Source organism: Halopseudomonas sp., assembly GCF_047631575.1.
GTDB lineage: Bacteria > Pseudomonadota > Gammaproteobacteria > Pseudomonadales > Pseudomonadaceae > Halopseudomonas.
In genome coordinates this window covers 403,879-428,743 of the sequence record NZ_JBLIAB010000003.1, presented here as the reverse complement: position 1 = coordinate 428,743, position 24,865 = coordinate 403,879, and the positions used below count along the sequence as shown (strand labels likewise).

Sequence of the window (24,865 nt, the reverse complement as noted above, 5' to 3'; positions counted from 1 at the left end):
AAAAATTACAATTCGATGATCAACCTAGCCGCAAAGTCATCAATCGCCTGCTCATTGCGCCGGTAGTAAGTCCACTTTCCGATGCGGGTGGTTAGCACGAAGCCTGCACGTTGTAAGATAGCTAAGTATGCAGCCACGATAGAAGGTGAAAGCTCGGCCTTGCGATTCATATGGTTTTCGCGGACCCCACTGCAGGATCGCCATGGTTCTGCAGTGGGAAATTACTGAGTGGGTCTCTGAGCCACTCCATCATTTGCATGCGAGTGTAATTTCCCAAGGCTTTGAACTGTTCAAGTATTAGGGTAGGCAATAAAACGCTTTTTTACAAAATTTTCAATAAGTAAAATATCGCCCTTAACAAGGGTTTGAAATCAAAAAACGCATCCAGTTGAATCGACTCTGCTCTTGTAGACGCCCTGAATGACTGCTTGGACTACCCCGCTCTGGGAGACATCCCCGGTCTATGCTTGAACGACCGCTTCTGGCCGATAACGGCCTGTGTAGACGGGCTGCTATCGGCCAAGAAGCGAACATTAGCAACGTCTTGGAGCAAAACTGGAGGCAGTCGATAAGATCAGAAAAATCAAATGAACCAGCACAGGATCAAAAGAGTTAATTTTCATCTGACCCCAATTACTCCGATATCATTGTCAAACGAATGAATGCTCAAATTAAGCAGGACGGAAAATTAAGTCTATGGAGAGATACGAACGGATCGAAAAAGCAATAAAAAATTCTGGAAAACAGAAAAGCCAGATTGCGAAAGAGTGCGGCGTTGCTAACTCTGCGGTTTCTCAGTGGATAAGTGGAGAGACCAAAAGCCTAAAGCCGGAGAACCTTTTCGCCCTCGAAAACTCAACTGGCTTCAGTGCCAGGTGGCTTGCTATAGGTGAGGGTCCCGAACGCATGGTTTCCGAGATCGAGATTAGAGAGCGTCTTTCTCCACGGGGGAGCCACACTCCGGCCGACTCGGATGAGGTCTATGTACCCGTGTACAAGGAGGTCGAGTTGTCAGCTGAAGCGGGTACAACTGCTATACAAGAGTCATCCGGCCACCAGATACGGTTCGCGATATCCACGCTAAGGGAATGCGGAGTGCAACCAGAAAATGCCGTTGCTGCACATGTAACAGGCACGAGCATGGAGCCGCGCATAAGTGAAGGTTCAACAATAGGAATAGACACTGGAATGACGTCTATAGTCGATGGTGAAATCTACGCGATTGATCATGATGACATGCTGCGTGTGAAGTTCTTGTACCGGATGCCCGGAGGATCTGTTCGACTCAGGTCCGGGAATTCAGAAGAGCATCCTGATGAAATCCTGAAGCCAAAAGAGTTGGGCTCACTAAAAATCATAGGTATGGTTTTTTGGTGGTCCACGGTCCGGCGAAAAAGGATAGCAACGCTCCGCTAATTCCCGATTCAACAAAGTCCACTGATGCGGATTTTTTTGTGCCCACCTAGATTACTTTCAGCGTAACTAAATTAGCTTGTTAAACAGGCTTGCGCTTATGATTTCAGAATATTTAAATAACCTCCATGCCTTGATAAAAGGCAAGTCCCCGTCCCGAACGCTTTTTACACAACTTAAAACCCCGTGACCGTCCAGGCTTGACGGCGAGATTAAAAGACAGTCCGCGCTGCGACGTGATGCGCAGCCGATTACAGGCCAGATGTCTAGATCACAGCCCTAGCCGGCCACGCATTGAGATGACTCCGCGCGTACAGTCGGCCAGCGAATATACCGCTGGCAATATTTCCTCCTGCACTTGGCCGCCCACCACCAGGAGGGGGAAGCATAGCAATAGAATCAGAGATCCTGCACGTACCGAAAATAGCCAAGATGCTGAGCCGGTCAGAGTGCGCAATCAGATCAGCAGTACGCGACAGAGCAGCGTGGATGCTTCCCCATTTCAAGCAGGACGTGAAGTTGTGCTGGCGGCGGTCCAGTGTGTTGACGTTCCTAGGCGAGTATGAGGCGGTATGCATCAGCCGGTCAGGAAAGGAAGGCCAAGAGCTGTACCAATCAGCTTACGTCCTGGCCATGCGGTCGGCTAGATCATGCGGGGAAAGGTGGGTGTACCTCTTGAGCATTGCCAGGGTCTTGTGGCCGGTGATGGATGCGACTTCCATCACATTGAACCCGGCCTCAAACAATCGGCTGGTCGCTTCATGGCGCAGGTCATGGAACGTCAATCCTACTATGCCGGCATCACGGCAGGATTTGGGAAAGGTATTGCTGACAGCGTTAGGGATCATTTCGAACAGGCGCCCGTCAATGCGTGTCGGCAGCGTGGCTATCAGGTTGCGGGCCTTCTGCGACAACGGCACACTCCGGCGCTCCCCGTTCTTTGTGTCCTCCAGATAGGCCACCTTGCCCCGGATCTGGTCCCTGCGTAGCAGGTTCAACTCAGACCGGCGCATGGCCGTCTCGACTGCAAGCTGGATAATGATCGGCAGTTCACGATGATGCTTTGCCGCAGCATCAATGACAGCCGCCGGCTCTGCGGCGCTTGGTCTGCGGTCGTGTGACTTGCTGGGCTTGGGCATTCGAAGTGCGGCGCAGAGACTTGTAATACCCTGAATGCCCCATTCTTTAATAGCGATGGTGTACAGGTGGCTAATGATGGCCAGGTTAAGTCTGACCGTGCTGCCGGCCTTCCCTTCCTTCAAGTGCGCATCGCGCCAAGCTGCCAGGTCAGATGACCGCAGCGTGGCCAATGACTTCTTGGCAATACCATCCTCGAGCCAGCGGTCGACTCTGACAGACTCCTGCCGGGCGCCTTTCTTCGTGTCGGTGATTTCGCGCCGGTATCGTCGCAGGGCATCGGCAACGTTTGTCTGTTCTGCATCCCGAATATCAAGAAATCGTGCGCGTGACATATCGCCTTCAATCTCGGTCGCCCATCGCTGGACATCGGCCTTAGAGTCAAAGGTTCCTGAAATAGTGGGATAGCTCTTTCGCCGGATCCCCACTCGCCAGGCTTCGCCGCGCCGTTTGATGGTTGCCATGGGAAAATATTACTCCAGCTTCGGGGAGTGCGCCAGCGGGGTTTGGTGGAACTAATTCCCCCAAATGGCCCCGCTAACAAAAAAAGCTTAGCCTCCGAAGAGTGCTAAGCTTTTTATTTATGGCGGAGAGTCAGTCCTCCAAGTATCAATCTAAAGCCTTCCATACAAAACCATCAAAGGAACGATCAAGCACCCGCAAGACTAGTAATTACGAGAGCTGCAGCCTAGTATCTGTCCAATGAACACCAAAGCCCCCTTTTGCCTTCTAAAATTAAAGTGTGGGAACAAGTGTGGGAACAATACTTGGCGGAGTAATTTTCAATGGGCAAGCTCAACCCCAAACAGGTAGAGAACCTGACCGACCCCGGCACTTATGAGGATGGCGACGGCCTGCGCCTGGTCATCAAAAAGACCGGCCGCAAGTATTGGGTACTGCGCTACCAGCTCAACGGTAAACGCCGTGATATTAGCCTGGGCGTTTACCCCGACGTATCGTTGAAGACTGGCCGAAGTAAATCAGCCATTCATCGTGAACGCATAAGCGCCGGCATTGATCCTATCGACGCAGCGAATGCCGAGCGGGCAGCCAATAAGGCGGCCGCCATCCTCGAAGCTGCAAAACAGATCACCTTTGACGACGTAGCCACCGATTACATTGCAGCCCACCGCCCCGGCTGGAAGAACGCCAAACACGCACAGCAATGGGAAAACACGCTGAACACCTATGCATCACCCTTCATTGGCAAGCTGTCACCGGGCGAGATAACCACCGAGCATGTCTTGAAGGTGCTGCAACCCATCTGGACCACCAAGCCAGAAACAGCCAGCCGCGTACGCAATCGCATTGAGCTGGTATTGGATGCTGCCAAGGCCCGACGCCTGCGCGAAGGCGAGAACCCTGCCCGTTGGCGTGGACACCTAGACAAGCTTCTGCCCAAACGCGAGAAGATCCAAGCCGTAAAGCATCACCCTGCCCTACCCTGGTCTGAAATGCCGGGCTTCATGGCCAAGCTGCAGAAAATGAATAAGGTAACGTTCAAAGCTATGCAAATGACCATCCTCACCGCCTGTCGCACCAGTGAAGTGTTGGGCGCGACCTGGGATGAAATCGACCTGAAAGCTCGCATGTGGACCATACCGGCTGAACGCATGAAGATGCGCAAAGAACACCGCGTGCCGCTCTCTAATACGCTGGTAAAGCTGCTGGAGCAATTGCCGCGGCAAGACGATAACCCGCACATGTTCCCTGGCACGAAAGCAGGCAAGCCTCTTTCCAACATGGCTATGCTTATGGGGCTGCGACACATCAAACGTGACGACCTGACCATGCACGGCTTTCGCTCCACTTTTCGAGACTGGGCTGGCGAATGCACACCGCACCCACGTGACGTTTGCGAGCAGGCTTTAGCTCATAGCCTAGGTAATGCAGTAGAGGCCGCTTACCGACGTGGAGACCTGTTCGAGAAGCGCCGGGCTCTGATGGACGATTGGGCGCACTACATCACCACCGCGCCAACTGAGAAAGTGATTCAGGGAAATTTTTCAAAGAAGTCTAGTTGATTGAGCCAGACTAAACGAGTACGACCAGCCTAGCCCGACGGGGCGAAAAGCAGGCTTCCCACCCGCCTGGACGTTTGATCTACTTAGGAAGTGGGAGCACTTGGGAGGGCGATAGAATGCGTGTAAAAATTACTGCAAAAGGCACCATCTACCGGAAGGCGGACGGCACGTACACTACCCCCTTAGAGTCGCCCGAGGAACTGGCCGAACTGAGCAGACAAGCTGAATTGAATAGGGATGACCGGCAAGTAAGCGCCGCCCTGAATTGCTCCCGGCAACATCGTGACTTAGAACCACTGTTGGCGCAGTTGCTGGAAGCAAACCCTGGCATTTTGAGGAACCGTGACGCCCTCGAGCTAATAGCCGCCGCCGCCCGAGGCGAAGCACGCAAAGGGCGTGGGCGCGTGAAGTCGATATACGCGCTCGAGCGTAATAGAAAAATTGCCGCTTGTGCTTACTGGCTGCGACAGGCCGGATTACCACTCAAGAACAACCCAGACAAGGGCCGCGCAGGGCAACCCCAAGTAGCGAGCGCCTGCCGCCTGATAGGCGAGCGCCTGAGCTTGTCTGAGGATGCGATATACAGCATCACTCGCATAATCCGCTATAAGCCGCCCTTCTTCGAGATTTTGCCCTTTCGACTGCTGGAGGAGTCCCCAGCGCCTGAAAGTGTGCTTCGACACTATCTACCAACCAAAGACGAAGCAGTCCCGAGTTACTCCTTCGGGCTCCTCTGTTGCTTGCTTCGACCGAGCATCCTGCGGGCGGCTAGGCGCGCATTGGAAGTCAAAGGCATACTCCCTGCCTCCGAAGGGTGAAGAAATCCACGTTTTTTTCCACTCAGGAATAACTAGGCCCGCGTCATACCTTCTGTAACCACAACCCAATACGCGCCAACAAGCGCAAAGGAGTTCTGGTTATGTCTACTCGCTACATCATGCGTCTGCCTGAGGTGATTCAACGCACCGGCTACAAGCGCGCCAGCATCTACAACTTCATGAAGGACGGCACCTTTCCACAATCTCGCCGCATCGGTCCACGCGCAGTCGGCTGGGACAGCCTGGAAATCGAGGCTTGGATTGCCAAGCAGCTGGGGGATATCGACCCAGTGAAGCAGTCACCCAAATCCTATCCATTGTCGTAAGTTTCGACGCTGCCATGAAATCTCTGGTATCCAAACTACTAAATCGTGGTGATGACCTGCGTATCGAGAATGGTCGGCTACTAATCGAGCCCGCCAGCGGAAAGGAAGTACCGGCTGACTGGATATACACACACACAGCTCAACTATTGCGCGAGCTCTCGATAAGCGAAGGTTTTGATGCCTACCTGTATCAGGGCTATTCCACCGGCCATTACCTCAAAAACAAAAGTGGAGGCATCACGCTCAATTTCGTTTCTGTTCGCACGGGGCAGTCTGCGTACACCATTTTTAATGTCGACTTAACACGCATACGCAACACCTCTAATGCCAAGGCAGGGTCACTATTGCCCAAAGGTCAATTTCGGATAAAAAAGCAAAGCCTTTTTTACAAATTTTGGCAGAGTACTAGTATCCCTTTCCCTCGCAGGCTATCCGCCATGCATGACTACATGGGGCACCTGAAAGAGATTATTTTTATCGGTCAAGCCACAGGAGAGCGAATCAAAAAGCGAAGCCTGAGACCGTTAAACCTCTCTTCCGATCGCATCAATGATGTGTTTTTGCCGGACAAACGGCAGACAAGTGACGGACATTTGGTGGACAGCATCCGGACAACTGTGCCGGACAAGGATTATCGCCAACCCTTTACAACAAGGGGGCTCCAAACGAATACAGCTACGGGAGCGGATAACCACGGTAATACGGTAACAAGGGAAGAAGGTATTACGGGTAATGGATTAACTGCCTACAAGCCACCTGCTGAGCAAAGTGATGAGGAGTGGTTCGACGAATATGATCGGACGGCAAAGCTCTAGACAAAGTGATGCTATCAGCCATATGGCTGATCGAGCTGAAAGCTGCCAATTTGCGCCCCTGGAAAAAGGAAACACACCCCACGGGTGTGGGAAAAACAGCGGCCTGTAGGACAGGTTTCGTCAGGTTCTCCAAAAAACCACACGGGCGCGGGAAGACCGTATATCTTCACGCACGATGAGGCCCCACGTAGAAACACCCTCACCGTCGTAAAGAAAACGGATTGCCGATCTGTTTACGGTAGATCGCCCAGGAAACACACCCACGGGCGTGGAGAGGCCCATACCGGAAGCCCAAGGGAAGTTGATCAATTTATCCTGATAAAGAACCCATTCCTGAGGTCAATCCGTGGCATCGGTACGAAGAGTTTTGCAACCAATACGCGCACGCGCGCGGGCGAGCAGGAATCTCCTGGAATTTTCCGAGCCCTTAAAAAGTTCATAAAGTTACTCTGACCCCAATTTCATCAAGGCACAGGGCTTCACGCGTACGCGTGAGGGGTGCGAACCAAAGTGCGAACCAGCAAATAAGGAAACACCCCCCGTGCGGGAGAGTAGAGCAACAAAATTTCTCAAGTAGAAAGGCTTGCTAAGCTCCCCACTGCTCGCGAGGTCCTTACTTACACCCTGCCAACTAACGCAATCGCTCAGTCGACGCCAGGGGTTCTCGAGCCTTTGTCTGCAGGGATCGATGCACGCCGCTTGAACTTCTGAGTAATATTCAACTATGGCAGGTCTCGCCCTTTACCCACCTTGGGCAGGTTGATATTGTGAATCAGCCCGCATCATGGCAGGCTGCATAGCATTCAGGGATGACTCTTTATAAAGGCGCAGGCGACACTATAGGCGCCTCTGATCCTCATCGTTGTCAGCCCATACCTTCTGCGTATTGCAGAATTTGGCACGATCTTTCGTGCCTCCCAGGACTGGATCATGGACAAGAAGTTGCTTTCCGAAAGGGACATCTGCAGCAAGTACATTGCCCCCGCCGTTCAACGCGCTGGGTGGGACATGCACCGCCAGGTGCGCGAAGAGGTCAGCTTTACCAAGGGCCGCATCATCGTGCGTGGCAAGCTGCACAGCCGAGGCGAATCACGCCGCGCCGACTTCATTCTCTACCACCAGCCCAACCTGCCCCTGGCCGTAATCGAAGCTAAAGTGAACAAGCTATCCATCGGCTCCGGTATGCAGCAAGCCCTGGGATATGCCGAATCGCTTGACGTTCCTTTCGTGTTTTCAAGCAACGGCGACGGTTTTCTGTTCCACGACCGCACAGGTACCGGCAGCCAGGTCGAAACCCAACTTACCCTGGACCAGTTCCCGAGCCCTCAGGAGCTCTGGCAACGCTACTGTCTATGGAAGGGCCTTGACCAACAGGCTCAGGAGAAAGTGGAAGCGCCCTACTATGATGACGGCTCCGGCCGTATGCCGCGCTACTACCAGACCAATGCCATCAACCGCACCATTGAGGCGATTGCGCGCGGCCAGGACCGGATCCTGCTGGTCATGGCTACCGGCACAGGCAAGACCTACACCGCCTTCCAGATCATCTGGCGGCTATGGAAATCACGCCAGAAGAAACGCATCCTGTTCCTGGCCGACCGCAACATTCTGGTCGACCAGACCAAGAACAACGACTTCAAACCCTTTGGTCAGGCGATGACCAAGATCGCAAAGCGTCAGATCGATACATCCTACGAGATTTACCTGTCCCTCTATCAGGCCGTTACCGGTACTGAAGAGGAGATGAATATCTACAAGCAGTTCTCCCGCGACTTCTTCGATCTGATCGTGATTGATGAGTGCCACCGAGGTAGTGCTGCAGAGGATTCTGCGTGGCGCGAAATACTTGAATATTTTTCCAGCGCCACCCACGTGGGTCTGACCGCCACCCCCAAGGAAACCAAAGAAGTTTCCAGCATCACCTACTTCGGCGAACCGGTGTACAGCTACACTCTAAAACAGGGTATCGAGGACGGCTTTCTGGCGCCCTACAAGGTGGTGCGCATTGATTTCGATAAGGATCTTCAGGGCTGGCGGCCACCCAAAGGCATGCTCGACAAGAACGGCGAGCTGATCGAAGACCGCATCTACAACCTCAACGATATGGATCGCACCCTGGTCATCGAGGCGCGCACCCAACTGGTCGCGCAAAAGGTAACCGACTTCATCAAGGCGACCGATCCGTTCCAGAAAGCCATTATTTTCTGCGACGACATCAACCATGCCGAGAGGATGCGCCAGGCTCTGGTTAACCTCAACCCCGAGCGCGTAGCGGAGAACCGCAAGTACGTCATGCGCATTACGGGTGATGACCAGGAAGGCAAAGCCGAGCTGGACAACTTCATCAACCCTGAGGCCCGCTACCCCGTCATTGCCACCACCAGCAAGCTGATGACCACGGGCGTGGATGCGCAAACCTGCAAACTCATCGTGCTGGACCAACACATCAAGTCGATGACCGAGTTCAAACAGATCATCGGTCGCGGCACGCGCATCAATGAAGATTTCGGCAAGTACTGGTTCACCATCATGGACTTCAAAAAGGCCACCGAACTCTTTGCCGATCCTGCCTTTGATGGCGAACCTGTAGTGATCTATACCCCCGGCGCCGATGATTCCCCTGTACCGCCGGACGACCTGATGGAGGGCGAAGACGGGATTAGCCTCGGCGATGGCGAGCAACCCAGTGACGTCGACTTTCCTGAAGGCGAGGAAGGCACCAAGCGGATTAAATACGTGATCGATAACGTACTCATTTCCGTCATCGCCGAACGCGTCCAGTATTACGGGCCAGACGGCAGGCTGATTACCGAGTCACTGCACGATTACACACGGACCTGTGTAAAGAAGCAGTTTGTCTCTCTTGATGACTTCCTGCGCCGCTGGAGTGATGCTGAGCAGAAGAAGGCCATCATCGACGAAATGGCCGTACAAGGCGTGATGTGGGAAGCCCTGGCCGAAGAAGTGGAAAAGAAACTCGGCCAACCGCTAGACCCTTTCGACCTAATCTGCCACGTCGCCTTCGACCAGCCGGCACTCACGCGTAAAGAGCGCGCCGAGCAGGTAAAAAAACGCAACTACTTCGCCAAATACTCCGGTGCCGCCCGTCAGGTGCTGGAAGCCCTGCTGGAAAAGTATGCGGATACCGGCATCGAGCATATCGAAGACATCAAAATTCTCCAGCTCGACCCGTTCAGCCAGATCGGCGCGCCGATTGAATTGGTGCAAGCCTTTGGCGGCAAGGCCGGCTACACCAAGGCCATTCATGAACTGGAGATTGAGCTTTACGCGAGTTAAATCAACTAGCTGCTTTAAAGCTGGGCAGCTCCGCGCTGTCCGATAATATCCGGCCTTTTTTGCAATGCCTCACTGAGAAAACCATGTCTATTAGCTCCACTATCAAATCCATCCAGGACATCATGCGCAAGGACGTCGGCGTCGACGGCGACGCCCAACGTATCGGTCAGTTGGTCTGGTTACTGTTTCTCAAGATATTCGACGATCGCGAGCTGGAATGGGAGCTGATGGATGACAGCTACCAATCACCCATTCCCGAACGCTGCCGCTGGCGTAACTGGGCTGCCGACCCAGAGGGTGTGACCGGCGATGAGCTGAAGGACTTCCTTGATCGTCAGCTCTTCCCTACCCTGCAGAATCTCAATGAGTACAGCACCACTCCGGCGGCCTATGTGGTGCGCGGCGTATTTGAGGACGCCTACAACTACATGAAGTCCGGCCAGTTGATCCGTCAGGTGGTGAACAAGATTCAGACCGGTATCGACTTCAACAAGGCCCAGGAGCGTCACGAGTTCGGCAATCTCTATGAGCAACTGCTGCGTGATCTGCAAACTGCTGGCAACGCCGGTGAGTTCTACACGCCGCGTCCGGTTACTGAGTTCATGGTGCGCATGGTCGATCCCAAACTGGATGAAAAGGTCATGGACCCAGCCTGTGGCACCGGCGGCTTTCTTACCTGCACTATCGAGCATAAACGCAGCCTCTATGTAAAAACCGCAGACGACGAACGCACCCTGCAGGCCAGCATCTTTGGCGTAGAGAAAAAGCCGCTACCGCACCTGCTGGCCACTACCAATATGATCCTGCACGGCATCGAAGTGCCCAGCCAGATCCGCCATGACAACACCCTGGCCCGCCCACTGATCAGTTGGACGCCCAGCGAGCGCGTGCACTGCATAGTCGCCAACCCGCCTTTTGGCGGCATGGAAGAAGACGGCATTGAAACCAACTTCCCCGCTACCTTCCGCACCCGTGAGACGGCTGACCTGTTTCTGGTGCTGATCATGCAGCTGCTGAAAGACGGTGGCCGCGCCGCCGTGGTACTGCCGGACGGTTTTCTGTTTGGTGAGGGCATCAAGAGCCGCATCAAGGAAAAGCTGCTGACCGAATGCAACCTGCACACCATCGTTCGCCTGCCCAATGGCGTGTTCAACCCCTATACCGGCATCAAAACTAACCTGCTGTTCTTTACCAAGGGCATCCCGACCAAGGACGTCTGGTTTTACGAACACCAGTACCCAAAGGGCGTGAAGAACTACAGCAAGACTCGCCCCATGCGTATCGAAGAATTCGACGTTGAAGCCGCCTGGTGGGGCAACGAAGCCGACGGGTTCGCCATCCGGGAAGAGAACGAATTCGCCTGGAAGGTAAGCGTTGAAGAGCTCCAGGCCCGTAACTGGAACCTCGACTGCAAAAACCCGCATATCGGTGAACAAATCAGTCACGACCCGGATGAGCTGCTGCGTGAGTACGCCACTCTGCAAGACGACATCAGCGATCTGCGTGAACAGCTAAAGGCAGTGCTAGCCGAAGCGCTGGAGCGCGAGGTATGACGGCGTTGTTGACCGAGAATCTGCCCCTGCTGGCCGGTGCGCCCAATGGCATCAAGAAATTGCGTGAGCTGATTCTGGAGTTGGCGGTGCGTGGGAAATTAGTGCCACAAGACCCGAATAATGAGCCGGCTAGTGGGTTGCTAAAACGCATTGCCGAGGAAAAAACGCAGTTGGTGGCTGAGGGGAAAATAAAGAAGCAGAAGCCGCCGGTGGAGATTGCTGAAGAGGAAAAGCCATATTCCATACCTACTGATTGGGAATGGGTACGACTTGATTCTCTGCTGAAAAAAATTGGGGCTGGTAGTACTCCGTTAGGGGGGAAACAGGCTTATGTTGCAGATGGGGTCAAATTTCTTCGGTCACAGAACGTTTGGAATGAAGGGCTTCGCCTAAATGGCGTTGCTTACATAACTGAAGAGACACACGAAAAAATGTCGGGGACACATGTTGAAGCTGGCGACCTGCTGTTCAACATCACGGGAGCATCTATCGGGCGCTGTGCCGCAGTCCCTTCTGATTTTGATACTGGGAATGTAAGTCAGCACGTAACTATTGTGCGACCAGTTTCGCAGGGGACTCAGCCTTTCCTTCATGTGGTGCTGATCTCGCGACTAGTCCAACAGACCGTAATGGATGTGCAGGTCGGTGTATCGCGTGAAGGTCTCAGTATTGGGAAGCTGTCACAGTTTCTAATACCTTTCCCTCCCGAAGCCGAACAACACCGCATCGTCGCCAAAGTCGATGAGCTAATGGCCCTATGCGACCGCCTGGAAGCCCAGCAGGCCGACGCCGAAAGCGCCCACGCCCAACTGGTACAAGCGCTGCTCGACAGCCTGACCCAAGCCAGCGACGCCATCGACTTCGCCGCCAACTGGCAACGCCTAGCCGAACACTTCCACACCATGTTTACCACAGAATCCAGCACCAACGCCCTCAAACAAACCCTATTGCAACTAGCCGTGATGGGCAAACTGGTACCGCAAGATCCCAGTGATGAGCCGGCCAGTGAGTTGCTAAAGCGGATTGCCGAGGATAAGGCGCGATTAGTGGCTGAGGGCAAGGTCAAGAAGCAGATCTTTCTTGCAGACACTGTGGAAGAGAACAAGCTATTCGAGATGCCAAAAGCATGGGAATGGTGCCGGGTGAGCGATCTTATTTCCATAAAGCATGGTTATGCTTTTTCGAGCGCATATTTTTGCGAGTCAGACTCACCATATGTTCTGACTACGCCAGGTAGCTTTTTTGAGGCGGGTGGATTTCGGGATCGGGGTGCTCGTACAAAATACTACTGCGGGCCGGTTGACCAAGAGTTTGCTCTTCGTGCCGGTGATCTTATTGTTGCAATGACCGAGCAGGCTGCGGGTCTTCTAGGAAGTACAGCTTTTGTTCCGAAGGACGAAAAGATCTATTTGCATAATCAGCGCTTAGGAAAGCTCATTTTTGATAGTGAAACTGTTTTTTCGGGATATATTTTTCACTATTTCAACGGGGCATATTTCAGATCGTGCGTTGCTGATAGTTCGACTGGAATGAAAGTTAAACACACATCTCCAGGAAAGATTGGAGCCGTCTTTTTCCCCCTCCCTCCACTCGCCGAACAACACCGCATTGTCGCCAAAGTCGATAAACTCATGGCCCTGTGCGACCAACTGAAAATCCGCCTAACTCAGGCCCGCCAACTCAAAGAACAACTGGCCAGCACACTGGTCGAGCATGTAGTGGCCTAGGGGCCTCCAGACAGCATTAAGTTGAGAACAAACTCATGCCTATCAAAACGCAAATCTGGACGGTCGGCAGTCAACCTAGCCAACTGAGTGAGTGCATTCTGCCCAGCGAGCAGTTGCTGGAAGACATGATCGTCACCGCACCACGGCTGTTGTCGGAGGAATGGATGCTGATCGGCCGCCAGGAAAGCACCGGACTGGGCGGGCGGATTGATCTGCTGGCTATCGCCCCGGATGCCTCCCTGGTGCTGATCGAGCTCAAGCGCGACCGTACCCCCCGTGATGTCGTGGCGCAGGCACTAGACTATGCCTCGTGGGTGGAAAAACTAGCTGCCGAAGATATTGCCGCAATCTACAAACGTTATCGCCAGGGTACCGATCTGGCGGCGGACTTTCAGAGTTACTTCGGCCTGCCGCTAGATGAAGAGGCGCTCAACCAAAGCCATCAGATCATCATTGTCGCGTCCGGGCTCGATGCCAGCACCGAGCGCATTGTGGCGTATCTCAGCGAGCGGGATATCGCCATCAACGTGCTGTGCTTCCAGGTGTTCCAGCAGGGCGAGCAACAGCTGATCAGCCGCTCCTGGCTGCTCGACCCCCTGGAAACCCAGGCGATCGCCAGCAACACACGCAACGACGGCCCTAGCGAACCCTGGAATGGGGAGTTTTATTGCTCTTTCGGGGAAGGCGCTACTCGATCCTGGCTGGATGCACAGGAATTCGGTTTTATCTGTGGCGGTGGCGGCACCTGGTACAGCAAAAGCCTCAAGATGCTCGCACCGGGCGACCGGGTTTGGGTCAATATCCCTCAGCAAGGTTACGTCGGTGTCGGCCGCGTAACCGGCCTAGCCACAGCCGCAGCAGACTTCACCGTTATCCAGAACAGCGTCGATACGCCGGTGCTGCAAGCTGCCACGCGAGGCACTTATCACGCCGAACACATCAACGACCCAGCGCGGTGCGAATACTTCGTGGCTGTGGAATGGATGCAAGCCATGCCGGTTGAACATGCCATCAAAGAAGTTGGCCTATTCGGCAATCAAAATACCGTCTGCCGCCCCACGACACCCAAGTGGCGCTGGACGATAGAGCGTTTGAAAGAGCGCTTTTCTTTATTTGATAGACACTAATACACGCAGCCTGCGCTGTGCGTAAAAGATCAACTGAAAAGGACGGCATGGGCATGAAGAGGGATGGTAAGAAGCTATCTTGGGCGCGTGCCCTGCAAAAACAAATTCTTGAGAAGGCAGACCATGCAGCAGAAGCGCTGGGTAAGGCTAGAGGCGCTGCCAGTGATGTTCTGCAGAAAATCGACCAGACTCATGGCATCACCGATAAAGCTAAAAAAGTCGGCGGGCAAGTAACCGAGCAGACGCGAGCGCTTGACCAGCGATATGGGCTGAAGGATCAGGCCGGTAAGGCCGGCGATTATTTAGGTACTGCGACCAGCAATGTGGCCAAGGCTGGGAGAGCCCTGGCTAAAAGGTCGGGGGCGGAAGAGTTGACTCAAAAAGCTACTCAACGTGCTCAGAAAGCAGTAGTTGAGCCAGCCAAGAGAACTATAAAGAAAAGCGGCGCTAATTTAGCCCTGGCAGCGGCACTCCGAAAAATGGAGCTGCAATATGGCGCCGCCCGCGAAATCATTAAGCCTTATTTCGCAGCAGAGGACCCGCTGGAGCTTCTGGAAAATACCCGAAGAGAGCTATCGAAGGTTTCCGCCTGCCTAATGCAGATCAGTAGCAGCGACTCCGACAAGCTTGCGAGCCAGTTTAGTAACGCGGTGCTAGCTAAGGTGTCAGGCGCGGTGGCGTCTGGATCGCTTATCGCGTTAGTAGCTGCCTATGGCACCGCAGGCACAGGGACCGCCATTGCGTCCCTATCTGGAGCGGCAGCAACCAATGCAACTCTTGCTTGGGTGGGTGGGCTCCTAGGCGGCGGTATGACCACTGGAGTCGTTCTTACTGGCGGTATTGGCCTGGTCGCCGGTCTCGCTGCTTACAAGCTGCTGGGCTCAGAACGACGCCCTTTCGAATCGCTCAGTGAAGTCGAGCAAAGGGTTGTCCAGTCGTGCTGGCTGACTATGGCCATAATCGACGAATATCTCGCGAGTTCGTCCCAGCAGTTTACCGAGTGGGATGCAGAGCAATTATTGGAAAACGTGCTTCGTCCTCTGCTGGAGGAGCTGCATGGTCACCAGGATGTGATCTGTACCAACCTGGATGGCAAAAATGCGGTCGCCTTGCGCCAACATATCACTACTGACTTTCGGCGCGTAGTGATTGGTGGCTTCGAGGACTTCATTGAGGACTATCCATTTAAAGGCTTTCCCCGTGCCGAGTTTGCTGTCGGTGGCCTGTTCTACGCCTTGCTCACCCAAACCGCAGTCGGAAACGACCTCGAAAGCCAGCTGGTATTGGATGCGTTACGCAGATCAAACAATCTACTGTCCGATGCCACTGAGAACGAACTGGGGGATTACCTACGTGATTTCTCACCAGAGGCTTTGAGGGGCGTAAGTTCGAACGTCAAGGGCATCTACCACGAACTCTTGTATGTGCATAATTACAATGCCACACATACCGATACCCAGGCAGAGGTGTTCGGCTCCACGAATAACCCTGGCGCAGATATACAGATCCGAGACACAGAGACCGGTGAGATCGTCGGAGAATTCCAGCTAAAGGCTGTTATGGACGCGGCTAAAATTGAACTTCATTTAAAGAAACACCCAGATATCTCGGTGTTGGCGACCAACGAGGTGGCTGGTCAACAGACCGATCCGCGGGTAGGTACCAGTGGACATGATAACGAAACTTTGCAGGCACAGGTCGAGCTTGATATGTCAGCCATGGCTGACAATTCTTTTGGTGATCGTACCGGCGATGCCGCACTGTTGGCAGCAGGTATTGCATCTACCCGAGAGCTGATGGAGATGCTCCGCGGTGAACGGCGTTTTCCGGATGCATCTGCCAACGTGCTCAAAGGAACAGGCGTTGCGAGCGCTGCTACTGTGCTGACCGCATACTTATTCGGTTGAGGGTCTGGTCGATAGCTGCCGTTGTGGCGGGCGGCTATCGGTCAAAAACAGCATTTAAAGGGGTTGAAGAGAAAGATATCAATCCAGTAAGAGATTACGCGAACTCCCACTTTACTCTGCCTGAAAAAATAAATTTGAGAGACTCTCTTGAGTACCCTGTAGAAGATGAGCGCGGGAATGGAGGCCTTAGCTACTACGATCCGTAGCCCAGACTGTGCTGGGTGCTGTTAGAGTAGGAGCGGATAATAAAAGAAAGCATACGAGCGCACTTGTAACTTTATAAGATGCCTCTCCCCGGAATGTCCGTCTTACAAATATCAATGAGTCACTGCTGGCGGTATTAGAAGCAGCCGGGCTGTCCGAGCCTTCTCAAGAGTTCTGCACGTGTTTTCTTGATGTCTGTGAATATGCTTTATTTGTTGTCTCACCCATAACCCGGCATAGAAGGTCTATCCCTTTCTGTTCAAGTTGTTTGAGATCGTCAACCGTAAAGACCGTTATTTCTTTTTTGAAAGAATCCAACATTACCTCAGCATCTATGTCAGTAATGTTTGGACTCTCTACGACAAACGTTGAAAACTTTTCTATTGACATGCGGTACACATTTTCATGTTCATCCTCATGAGACCCCCACAATCCGTGAGCAATAGAATTGCGCTCTTTTGCGTAAGAAATAACGTCTTTCATCAGGTCATCAAAATGTTGACGAAGCGATGCGTCAAGCACCTTCTTTCCGATTCGCCTGACTGCTTCGACCCTGCTGCTGTTGTTCCTAAAACTTTCGAGGATAGCGAGCGCTGCGCGGTGGTCATCGTGCATCATCAACCCTAAAAGAGCAGTTATGGAACTTTCGATCAACGACCAGCTTGTGAAAATGCGTCCAAGTACTGCTGCATGTACGGGGCGATCAACCAACGACAGTTCGCTAAATTCGATCCCATCAATTTTTATACCAGTTGCCAAAAGTCTCTCCATATAGGCTCGGCCCACAGAGCGCGGTAGAGCCACCGAATGTTTTCCTAAAAAGCAAGAACCACTCCCGACAGATATAAATTATGGCAAAGTCACAACCCAATTGTCAGCAATCGGTGTGATTTTTTGATTGACCGATTTTGGCCGTTACCTACCGTACAGTATTGGCTGCTATCGGCCAGAGGCAGTCAGTCATAGCTTTTTTCCTAGCCCGCAATCTCAGGCTGAGATGCTGCCAGTTAACGGTGATCTCCCCAGTGCCAGCATGCAAGTAAATACTCTTTTGTATCCACCGGCTTGAGGCTGGCTCCTAGAATTAACCATCGATAGCTCAGGCGCCTGCTGGGGGATAAGACGGTGGTCCTAAGCCTCGTTGCAGAAACGCCAACAAGGCTCCAAGGAATCCGCCCAACGCTCACGTCCAACTAGCGAGCTATCCGAGACCGTGGGCTACCAAGTCTTCATACGAAAAAGACGGCCCTCATCATCTTCGTCGTGCAGGATAAGCACGACCTCGTCGGAAGCAAATACGGGGACCGTTGCCTCTATGCGAGGCGGCATGTCTGAGTCGATTAGCGTGATGATCGACTGCACGCCAAGCTCTGCGTACTGACGGATAACCATTAGAAGATTGATCTTCTTGCGGTCGTCCAGCGACTCGAACACACCGTCGTGATAAACGAAGTTGGGGAACCTGTCCTGAAGGTGGGCACGAAGCACCGCCAGATCAAAGGCTATGCACAGCAGTTTCCGGTAAGTATTTCCCAAGTCCGCACTCGTGGCTTTGCCCTTGTCGTCTAGAATTTCGGCCCGAAATTCAAGATGACCTTTAGCATTCGGAGAGACGCTAAGCAATGCCTTGTGGGCCAGGACCTCTTCGACGATCTCGCTGAAGTACACGCGGATCACTGAAAACAGGCTTGCTCTGTCCGTATTCTGCGATTCAACGTCCGCCTCAATCTGTGACTGCAGATGCCCACAGGCTTTTGTCAGCGAGCGAATTTCTGTACGAAGCTCCTGCAGTCGGCGTAGGAAACCCCGCTGCTTTTCAAGCGTCGCAATGTCAGCGCGCAGAGTTACGAGATCGTCAGTAACCTGCTTGTACTTGGCGAACACATCGGTGCTACTCAAGAAACCTAGCACGTCCGACCGCCGCTTGCCGAGGTCATCAAGCTCTTCCGCCACTCTCTTCAGCTCGACCTCGATTTCAGCGCGCTCCTCTTGCAGGTATCCGCGCCGCTCTTCCGTGATAGCGCGGTTGAAAGCGATGAGCTGACTGAAATCCTTCTTGATCTGTCCGGAAAATAGGATGCCTGCTTCATTGAACAGCTGCTCTGCCTGATCAGGCCTGAAAAGAATCTGGTCTTCTTCCAATGAGTCCATGATTTTACGGCGAGCCTGGTTGAGCGAATAGCGCTGCGCGTTCAGCTCAGCGACGCGCACATTGATTTCCTCGACAAGGTTCTCAGTCTGCCCCTTGTCCTGCTCACGGAAATCAAACGCGTCAAGCAGTTGCTGCTTCTTGTCAGCATCCTTCTGCTTCAACAGAAGGATGCCTTCAATCTTGCTCAAATCACCGACTGATCCGCCCAGTTCGGTCTGTACGGTCTGCGCAATGGCTTTTTTACTTTCCATTTCTTCGAGCTTTGAGTAGTGCTCCTCAATCAGCTTATGGTCGAAGCCAAGGATGTGTGCAACGTATGGTTTCCAGTCCTTGTGCTTCCCTATCGCAAATCTTCGCAGCTGAAAGACGTCTTGGTAGTCGCCTTGGCCGCGCAGTTGGTAGCCTAGTCCCTTGCGGAAGTCCCACGGTGATACGGCGCGCCAGTCAAGCAAGCCATCAAGCATCTCCCGGGCACGATCAAACGGCAAATTGAAGTGATCCCAGGAGGCTTCGTAAAGCTCGGTGAAATTCTGATGTGCGGCCTCGTGCTTCTTGAAGCTTATCTTCGTGTGTTCGCCTACACCTCGTCGGACAGTAATGTAAGTGCCATCCGGGAGCCCAATTTCCAGGAAAAAGACGAAGTCTTTGAAGGTGTCTTTCTGCTTAAAAAGAAAGAAGTCCTTGTCACGCCCGGCCAGGAAGCAGAAGTCGATCATGCGTCCCAGCGTCGTCTTACCGAGATTGTGGGTATCCTTGTCCTTGTTCTCGGGTAGCCTGATCTCTGCGAAGACTACGTTTAGGCCCGCACGGAACTCGATAGGCCCGAAAAGATCGGGCTGGTTGCTATATAGCCTAGAGAGCTTCATTGGGCCCCACGTATTCAATAGCGTCGGTTTTAGGCCGGTACTCGATTAGCCCAAGCAGAAATAGAAAGTTGAGCGCGGGTAGGAACAGAATATCTCCACCTGTGACGGCCTTCTTGGCGAATGCTCGAAGGTCACCATAGCGATCAAGTCGACGCTTACGCAAATGCTGCAGCAATAGGAGCGCAATATGCACGACGGTGCGATCAGGATGGGAGTGCTTAGTGGGTCGAAGCATCTTCGCCCTCCCCGATGTCACAGTTCCAGTACATGTAGAAGAGCATGATGCGCGTTAAGCGTTTGTTAGCTCGCAGCAGCGGATCTCGCTCCAGGAGCAAACGCGCGAGATGGTTCATCAACTCGTCAAATGTCTGATAGTCCTTCCGCTTGGCGATGATGCTGAGTTGGAACTCTTCGACGACAGACTCATACAGCCCTAAAAGGTTTTCGTTCTCGGGCGCAGCAAGAAAGGATTTCACCTGGGGTGTGTCCTTTAGGTATCGTCGTCGAAGCTCCCTCGCGTATTCCGGCGTCATGTTATTGAGGACGTTCTTAACTTCGTAATTCGTCCGCGGAGTCGGTGATGTATCGATCTCAATCGTCGCGCTCTTCAAGTGGCGAGCAAGAGCCTGTACCACTTCAGATAGCTCATCGGGGCTCACGATCAAAGGCGAGTCAAGTGGATCGAGATTGACCTGTGTGGCGACCTCAGGGAAGTCCTTTAGCCAGCCCTCAAGCTGCTCAATCCCACACAGCATGATGGACGACTCCGGAATGCCGCATTCTTTTGAAATATGCGTGCAGATACTGCTATCTGCGCCGCCCGTCAGCTTGCGATTGGCGAACAACATGTAGTGGTCCAATTGCTTCGCCACCCGTAGCCTCTTGATCCGAGGGACCTCTTCACCGAGAACGTTATTTATAGACTTTGGATTGAAAAAGTCGGTCTCGGAGAAGCTGCGGTTGTAGCCGTAGGTGTGCTTGGCCTGAACGATGACAGTTCCGTTCCACGGTGCCCGACTGCTCGGGAGCAGCTCTGCGGTACCTACGAACTTGGCATCACGTCCGCCGTCGGGGCCTTTTGCAAAGCCTTGGGCGGCCATACCTAAAAGACGTCGGCACAGGGCTACAACAAGTTCTTCAAACCGGGCGTCTCCTAGGTCTTCGTACGCGTACTTCATGCGATCGCGACCTCCGCCGCCGTGTTTCCCTGCATCAGATAGCCCTCCTTTGGCGAACTCCGATCGTACCGCTTGCAATGCCTTTCGCTGTTCCGCGTCATCGTCGAACCAGCGCGCGAGCCGAAATCCTGAATCCTCGATGATCGCACGCTTGCCGTTCACGTTCTGCGTACGCGTGAAGTCACTGTGTCATCTCTGTCGGACTTACCCAAGGGATTCAAGCTTTTGCTCCAAAATTTCGCCTTGTTGGCGAGCTGTTGCAGTCATCCGGTCCTCTCCTTGGGTAGGCTCGACTGTGCTGGCTCCGCTTTCCTTGTGGTTCTAGTTTAGAAGGATCTCGTGCCAAGGGCGCTACTCGTCAATTCTATCAGAACCACCAAACCTTCGCCCTCCGGATCGGGGATGGCTTGACACCCATCCATACCGTCGTCGTCTCGGCCACTAGAAAAGCGCTCAATGCGCTGAACCGCGCCGTCGAGGACGGTGACCGTCCGATACGAAGTCCCAAAGTGGGAATTGGGGGCAGAAGAACATTCATGAAATGGCTCATCTGACTTTAGTTTTCCTGCGGAGAATAACGGGGTGTTATCCTTTTTGGATGACGTTAAGGTTGTTTTGGAGATTAGCTGGTAAAAGGCTTGAGAACCGGTTCTTTCAGTAGGAGATACGATGCGAATTCGTCGGTTTTATCACTATATCGGGTCTAAATATGCGCTAACCGCTCTCTCGGAGAAACGATTGAAAATTGCTCGAATTAGTGAGCTGAATGACCCGTTTGAGTTCTTGTGCGTCAATATGCGGGACAGGACTACTAGAGGCCGGTTGGTAGAAATAAAGCAATTGCTCAACCAGCAAATAGGAATTATTTGCTTTAGTGAGACTTTCAGAAGCCCAGTCATGTGGGCGCACTATGGTGACCGTCATACCGGCCTTTGTCTGGGTTTTGATGTGCTTGATGGTGGAGGGGTATTAGACGTCGAATACACGTATAGTCGTCTCAACGTGACTGCTCAATTGAAGCCTGGAGTTAGTGCTTACGACGACTTTGGGAAAAATCTTCTGGCTACGAAACACCAGCATTGGTCTTACGAGCAGGAAAGTAGGCTGATTTGTGATTTGAACATGCCCGATAACGGTCTCTATTTTGAGCCGTTTTCTGGGAAAATGAGGCTCAAAGAGATCTTCATTGGTTTCAAATCAGATATTAGTCGAGACGAAGTCGAAAGGCAGTTTGGCGAGGCTAGTAATAAAATTAAGACTGCCTTTCTTCGGCCGGCTTTCGGTGAATACGAGATGACCGTCGATAAGCGGAGATGAAAGCCATTGACCTCCAGAGTTTGGTTGTACTACATCGTGGTCGTCCGCTTCTGGCCGCTCTTGGCCCTATCCTTCAGGCTGGGTTCGGGCCCGGAGCAGACATTCAAAGCAGCTAAGAAAGCCGGGCCGCTGCACTAGCCTTGCAGCGATAGCAGTAACGCTACGAAAATTTTGTGCCGAATCCTGGAATGGACATCCCGTGCAACCGAATGAGCAAAACCATCCCGATGCCGTGCTAGATCCCGCCCAACTCAAACGGATCGAGTCTGTACATAAGGGCTTTCTCTACCAGCATCTGTACGCTGTGGGCTGCCTCTTCCTGGCTCAGTCCTCTGGGGTTAACGAGGTGCTGGTCGAGTTAGATGAAGACTTAGAACTCAGCACCGACTCCGGTCGGGTCTACGTACAGGTTAAGACGCGCTCCCGCGCCCTTATGCCCGGCGACGCCGCAGGCGCATTGGAACGTTTCGACCTGATCCGGCAGGAGCATGGGCCAGGGCGGCGTGCTGGCAAACCTCAGTTCGTTATCGTTGCTAATCAGCCACTAGGGAAAACACTTCAGACTCAGGTAGACGAGAAAAAGACGGCCTCGGACTTGCTCTACCTTCATCCTGATTCAAAAGCGCCGCACCCAAGTTGCCTTCCGCCGGCATGGGCGACCGTGGAAGAGGCGGCACAGTGGTGCGTCGTGCAGGCTGAGAAGCTGAATTTTTCAGTCCTGTCACCTTCTTCCCTGACCTGGAAAATGGCGGGATTGGTGATGTTGGCGTCCGCCGGCGGTAATGGCAACTCTAGGCACGTCTTTCGCACTCCAGATTTGCCGGACCTTTTTGAGCAGTTGATCGTTCAGCTGCAAGACTTTCCCACACCACCCGCTTCATACAGGCCACAACAGAACGAGCCTACACTCACGTCGGAGGAACGGGTCCGCATCCTTTGTGGATTGTCTGGTGCGGGGAAAACCACATGGGCCGCTCATGCTGCACTGCATAGCACTGAACCTTGTGCCTATTACGATGTGGGTGACCTACCTGGGCCCACTATTGCAAGCTCGCTCGTGCGAGAGCTTGCCTCGAAGTACTCTAAGCGAGACCCGGAAGGCGTCCGGCAAATTCTCCTGCCTGGTGCTAGCGGCTACGAGGCGATTCGGACGTTCGATCGATTCATGGAGCAAGCTGAGGCTCCATTGGTCGTCGTTGTCGACAATGCCCATCGCATTCCAGTCGCGAACCTGCGAGATCTTCTGAACGCGACTCGCCACATCCGTTTCATTCTTCTATGTCAGCCTCATGAGAATGTCCGGGAGCTCGAGGCGGTCATGATGTTGCGACGCGACACACTGCTAGGGTGGGATCTCGATACAGTGGCTCGGGCGGCTAGTGGTGCAGGCGCGTTCGGTAATGCTCAGGCATTCGAACAGCTTCGGATTTATTCAGGTGGGCTGCCGCTATACGTCGACAGCGCCATTACGGTGGCTCTGTCGGAATACGGCGGGGACATCGAGGCACTCTGCGCCGATCTCGGCCAGCAATCGAACGTAGTGGAAACGGCTCAAGAGGTCATCCTGGCTCGTGTTTACGATGGCTATGACGAAGTTACCCAAAACGCCTTAGCTATCGTCAGCCTCGGTGATACAGGGCTCACGCATGAGGAAGTCGTCCGTCTGCTATCGGCTACGCTCAAGCTGTCACAGGGCGGCGCAGCTGTTGCCATCAAGAAGATCCAAGCCACAGGGACGGTTGAGGTGTTTGGTGCCAAAACACTCAAAGTCCATGATGCCGTCCGTACTCTAGGCCTACGCCATCTAGAGCTCATGGGTGAGCCCGTCGTCACTAGTGCCTTGGTGACGTTGAAGGAGCTTCTGATTAAGGGCCTGGAGAAAAACCGTGATACTTCGCGGTTTTCTCTTCTTACTCGGGTATTCATCAGACTCAACGACGTGATGACGCTCATTGGGCTGGCAGGCGAGGAACTTTTCTACGAGATGGGCATATCCGTGGATATCACCTCAAGCTTGAAGCGTGCGCTTGAGGCTGGTGAACTGAGTCCTCGCCAGGCTTTCTGGGCGCTTGATGGGCTTGTGTTTTCCTCCATGCGAGAAGGACGCTTCGATGAAGTGGCTGAACCCTTGCTCGCGATGGAGCAGCTTCTCAATGAACATGGATTTGAGGTCCGCGAGCAGGTCGCGTGGGCGATGAGAAAAATACTGTTTGCCTCAGACCAAGGCCGTGAGGGCGAGGTGAGGCGGGCATTGGCGTACGCCACGCCAAAAATTCCTGACGCTGATCACCAGCGGGTATTTGATTACAACCACGCGATCGCTCTATGGAAGTTGAAGCGTCACAAACAAGCTGAAGCACTGTGCAAGAAAGTAGCTGATGAATACTTTGAAATTCTGGGGCTGACGCCTAAGGAAGTCATGGGCAAGAATCCAGATATCCTCTGGAAGGTAATCAAGCGACCACCTAATGTCCATGAGCACATCAAACATCTTGCCGATGCTTTAGAGGTGTATGCCAAGGCCCGCGAGGATCAAGGGCTGCCTGCGCCTTTTCAACGAATCCACGCCATGAAATTCTTTCAAATGGTTGAGGGCTATGAGTCAGTTGTCCGTGTGGGCCAGGATTTAGCGGATGTGTTTGTGGGCATCGAGGATTTCGAGGGTGCCAAAGAAGTCATGGAGCAGCATGTTTTGCCGGTCGTTGCCCAAGCAGGCCTTATCGGCAAGATGGTTCAAGTCAAGAGTCAGTATGCGGTGATCCTGGCTTGGTGCGGTGATCACCAGGGGGCTATCTCCGAAATAAAACGCTTGCATCCTTATCTGGAGGGGTTGGAGGAGGATCAAAGGTTGGAGGTCGAGAGTCAAACTGCCTTAATCTCCAGCATCATCAGGGAAGCTAGGCGTGTGACGGGTAGGCAAACGATGGGGGTGGTGGGACGGAATGAGCGGTGCCCGTGTGGATCGGGGCTGAAATTCAAGAAGTGTCACGGTGTGTAGTTTTAG

Annotated in this window: 17 protein-coding genes and 1 pseudogene; 12 read left to right on the top strand and 6 right to left on the bottom strand. The window is 53.3% G+C overall.

The features are described from left to right. Nucleotides 1-5 precede the first annotated feature (5 nt). Nucleotides 6-259: pseudogene (locus tag ACJAXR_RS08790) on the bottom strand (ArsR/SmtB family transcription factor). Between the two features lie 437 nt (nucleotides 260-696). Between ACJAXR_RS08790 and ACJAXR_RS08785 the strand changes: the two are divergent. After that, nucleotides 697-1,416, top strand: a complete 720-nt coding sequence (locus tag ACJAXR_RS08785) for a S24 family peptidase (protein WP_415057877.1) — start codon at nucleotides 697-699, stop codon at nucleotides 1,414-1,416. A gap of 617 nt (nucleotides 1,417-2,033) precedes the next feature. On the opposite strand, the gene ACJAXR_RS08780 is transcribed toward ACJAXR_RS08785, so the two are convergent. After that, entirely contained in the window at nucleotides 2,034-3,014 is a 981-nt protein-coding gene (locus tag ACJAXR_RS08780) for a tyrosine-type recombinase/integrase (protein ID WP_415057876.1), read from the bottom strand. A 321-nt stretch (nucleotides 3,015-3,335) separates the two neighbouring features. On the opposite strand from ACJAXR_RS08780, the gene ACJAXR_RS08775 reads away from it, so the two are divergent. The 9 genes from ACJAXR_RS08775 (at nucleotide 3,336) to ACJAXR_RS08735 (ending at nucleotide 16,144) form a co-directional block, all read left to right on the top strand. Continuing rightward, a complete protein-coding gene (locus ACJAXR_RS08775) occupies nucleotides 3,336-4,574 on the top strand; it encodes a tyrosine-type recombinase/integrase (RefSeq protein ID WP_415057875.1) in 1,239 nt (412 codons plus the stop codon). Nucleotides 4,575-4,690: 116 nt separating this feature from the next. After that, nucleotides 4,691-5,392 (top strand): hypothetical protein, encoded by a 702-nt coding sequence (locus ACJAXR_RS08770; protein ID WP_415057874.1) that lies wholly within the window; start codon nucleotides 4,691-4,693, stop codon nucleotides 5,390-5,392. Nucleotides 5,393-5,493: 101 nt separating this feature from the next. Then, nucleotides 5,494-5,718 (top strand): AlpA family transcriptional regulator, encoded by a 225-nt coding sequence (locus ACJAXR_RS08765; RefSeq protein WP_415057873.1) that lies wholly within the window; start codon nucleotides 5,494-5,496, stop codon nucleotides 5,716-5,718. Nucleotides 5,719-5,732: 14 nt separating this feature from the next. Beyond that, nucleotides 5,733-6,533, top strand: a complete 801-nt coding sequence (locus ACJAXR_RS08760; RefSeq protein ID WP_415057872.1) for a hypothetical protein — start codon at nucleotides 5,733-5,735, stop codon at nucleotides 6,531-6,533. A gap of 930 nt (nucleotides 6,534-7,463) precedes the next feature. Next, the gene (hsdR, locus tag ACJAXR_RS08755; protein WP_415057871.1) at nucleotides 7,464-9,830 is read left to right on the top strand and encodes an EcoAI/FtnUII family type I restriction enzme subunit R; all 2,367 of its coding nucleotides are present in this window, start codon (nucleotides 7,464-7,466) and stop codon (nucleotides 9,828-9,830) included. 83 nt (nucleotides 9,831-9,913) lie between these two features. Continuing rightward, nucleotides 9,914-11,383: an N-6 DNA methylase gene (locus ACJAXR_RS08750; protein WP_415057870.1), complete on the top strand. Its 1,470-nt coding sequence runs from the start codon at nucleotides 9,914-9,916 to the stop codon at nucleotides 11,381-11,383. Beyond that, a complete protein-coding gene (locus ACJAXR_RS08745) occupies nucleotides 11,380-13,110 on the top strand; it encodes a restriction endonuclease subunit S (protein WP_415057869.1) in 1,731 nt (576 codons plus the stop codon). The genes ACJAXR_RS08750 and ACJAXR_RS08745 overlap by 4 nt, the downstream gene beginning before the upstream one ends. A gap of 35 nt (nucleotides 13,111-13,145) precedes the next feature. After that, nucleotides 13,146-14,237, top strand: coding sequence for an endonuclease NucS domain-containing protein (locus ACJAXR_RS08740; RefSeq protein ID WP_415057868.1), 1,092 nt, complete (start codon nucleotides 13,146-13,148; stop codon nucleotides 14,235-14,237). Nucleotides 14,238-14,290: 53 nt separating this feature from the next. Continuing rightward, entirely contained in the window at nucleotides 14,291-16,144 is a 1,854-nt protein-coding gene (locus ACJAXR_RS08735) for a hypothetical protein (RefSeq protein WP_415057867.1), read from the top strand. A gap of 369 nt (nucleotides 16,145-16,513) precedes the next feature. Here the strand turns inward: ACJAXR_RS08735 and ACJAXR_RS08730 are convergent, their stop codons facing one another. From ACJAXR_RS08730 to ACJAXR_RS08715, 4 genes are all read right to left on the bottom strand, one after another. Further along, the gene (locus ACJAXR_RS08730; protein ID WP_415057866.1) at nucleotides 16,514-17,107 is read right to left on the bottom strand and encodes a hypothetical protein; all 594 of its coding nucleotides are present in this window, start codon (nucleotides 17,105-17,107) and stop codon (nucleotides 16,514-16,516) included. A gap of 459 nt (nucleotides 17,108-17,566) precedes the next feature. Then, nucleotides 17,567-19,366 carry a DUF2326 domain-containing protein gene (locus ACJAXR_RS08725; RefSeq protein WP_415057865.1) on the bottom strand — a complete coding sequence of 600 codons (1,800 nt, stop codon included), beginning with the start codon at nucleotides 19,364-19,366 and terminating at the stop codon, nucleotides 17,567-17,569. Next, entirely contained in the window at nucleotides 19,353-19,601 is a 249-nt protein-coding gene (locus ACJAXR_RS08720) for an ABC-three component system middle component 8 (protein WP_415057864.1), read from the bottom strand. The genes ACJAXR_RS08725 and ACJAXR_RS08720 overlap by 14 nt, the downstream gene beginning before the upstream one ends. After that, nucleotides 19,585-20,706 carry an ABC-three component system protein gene (locus tag ACJAXR_RS08715; protein WP_415057863.1) on the bottom strand — a complete coding sequence of 374 codons (1,122 nt, stop codon included), beginning with the start codon at nucleotides 20,704-20,706 and terminating at the stop codon, nucleotides 19,585-19,587. Before ACJAXR_RS08715 ends, ACJAXR_RS08720 begins: the two co-directional genes overlap by 17 nt. Nucleotides 20,707-21,213: 507 nt before the next feature. On the opposite strand from ACJAXR_RS08715, the gene ACJAXR_RS08710 reads away from it, so the two are divergent. Both ACJAXR_RS08710 and ACJAXR_RS08705 read left to right on the top strand, forming a co-directional pair. Continuing rightward, the gene (locus ACJAXR_RS08710; RefSeq protein ID WP_415057862.1) at nucleotides 21,214-21,861 is read left to right on the top strand and encodes a DUF2971 domain-containing protein; all 648 of its coding nucleotides are present in this window, start codon (nucleotides 21,214-21,216) and stop codon (nucleotides 21,859-21,861) included. 199 nt (nucleotides 21,862-22,060) lie between these two features. Further along, on the top strand, nucleotides 22,061-24,859 hold the full coding sequence (locus ACJAXR_RS08705; RefSeq protein WP_415057861.1) for an AAA family ATPase: 2,799 nt from the start codon (nucleotides 22,061-22,063) through the stop codon (nucleotides 24,857-24,859). The last annotated feature ends 6 nt before the right edge of the window (nucleotides 24,860-24,865 follow it).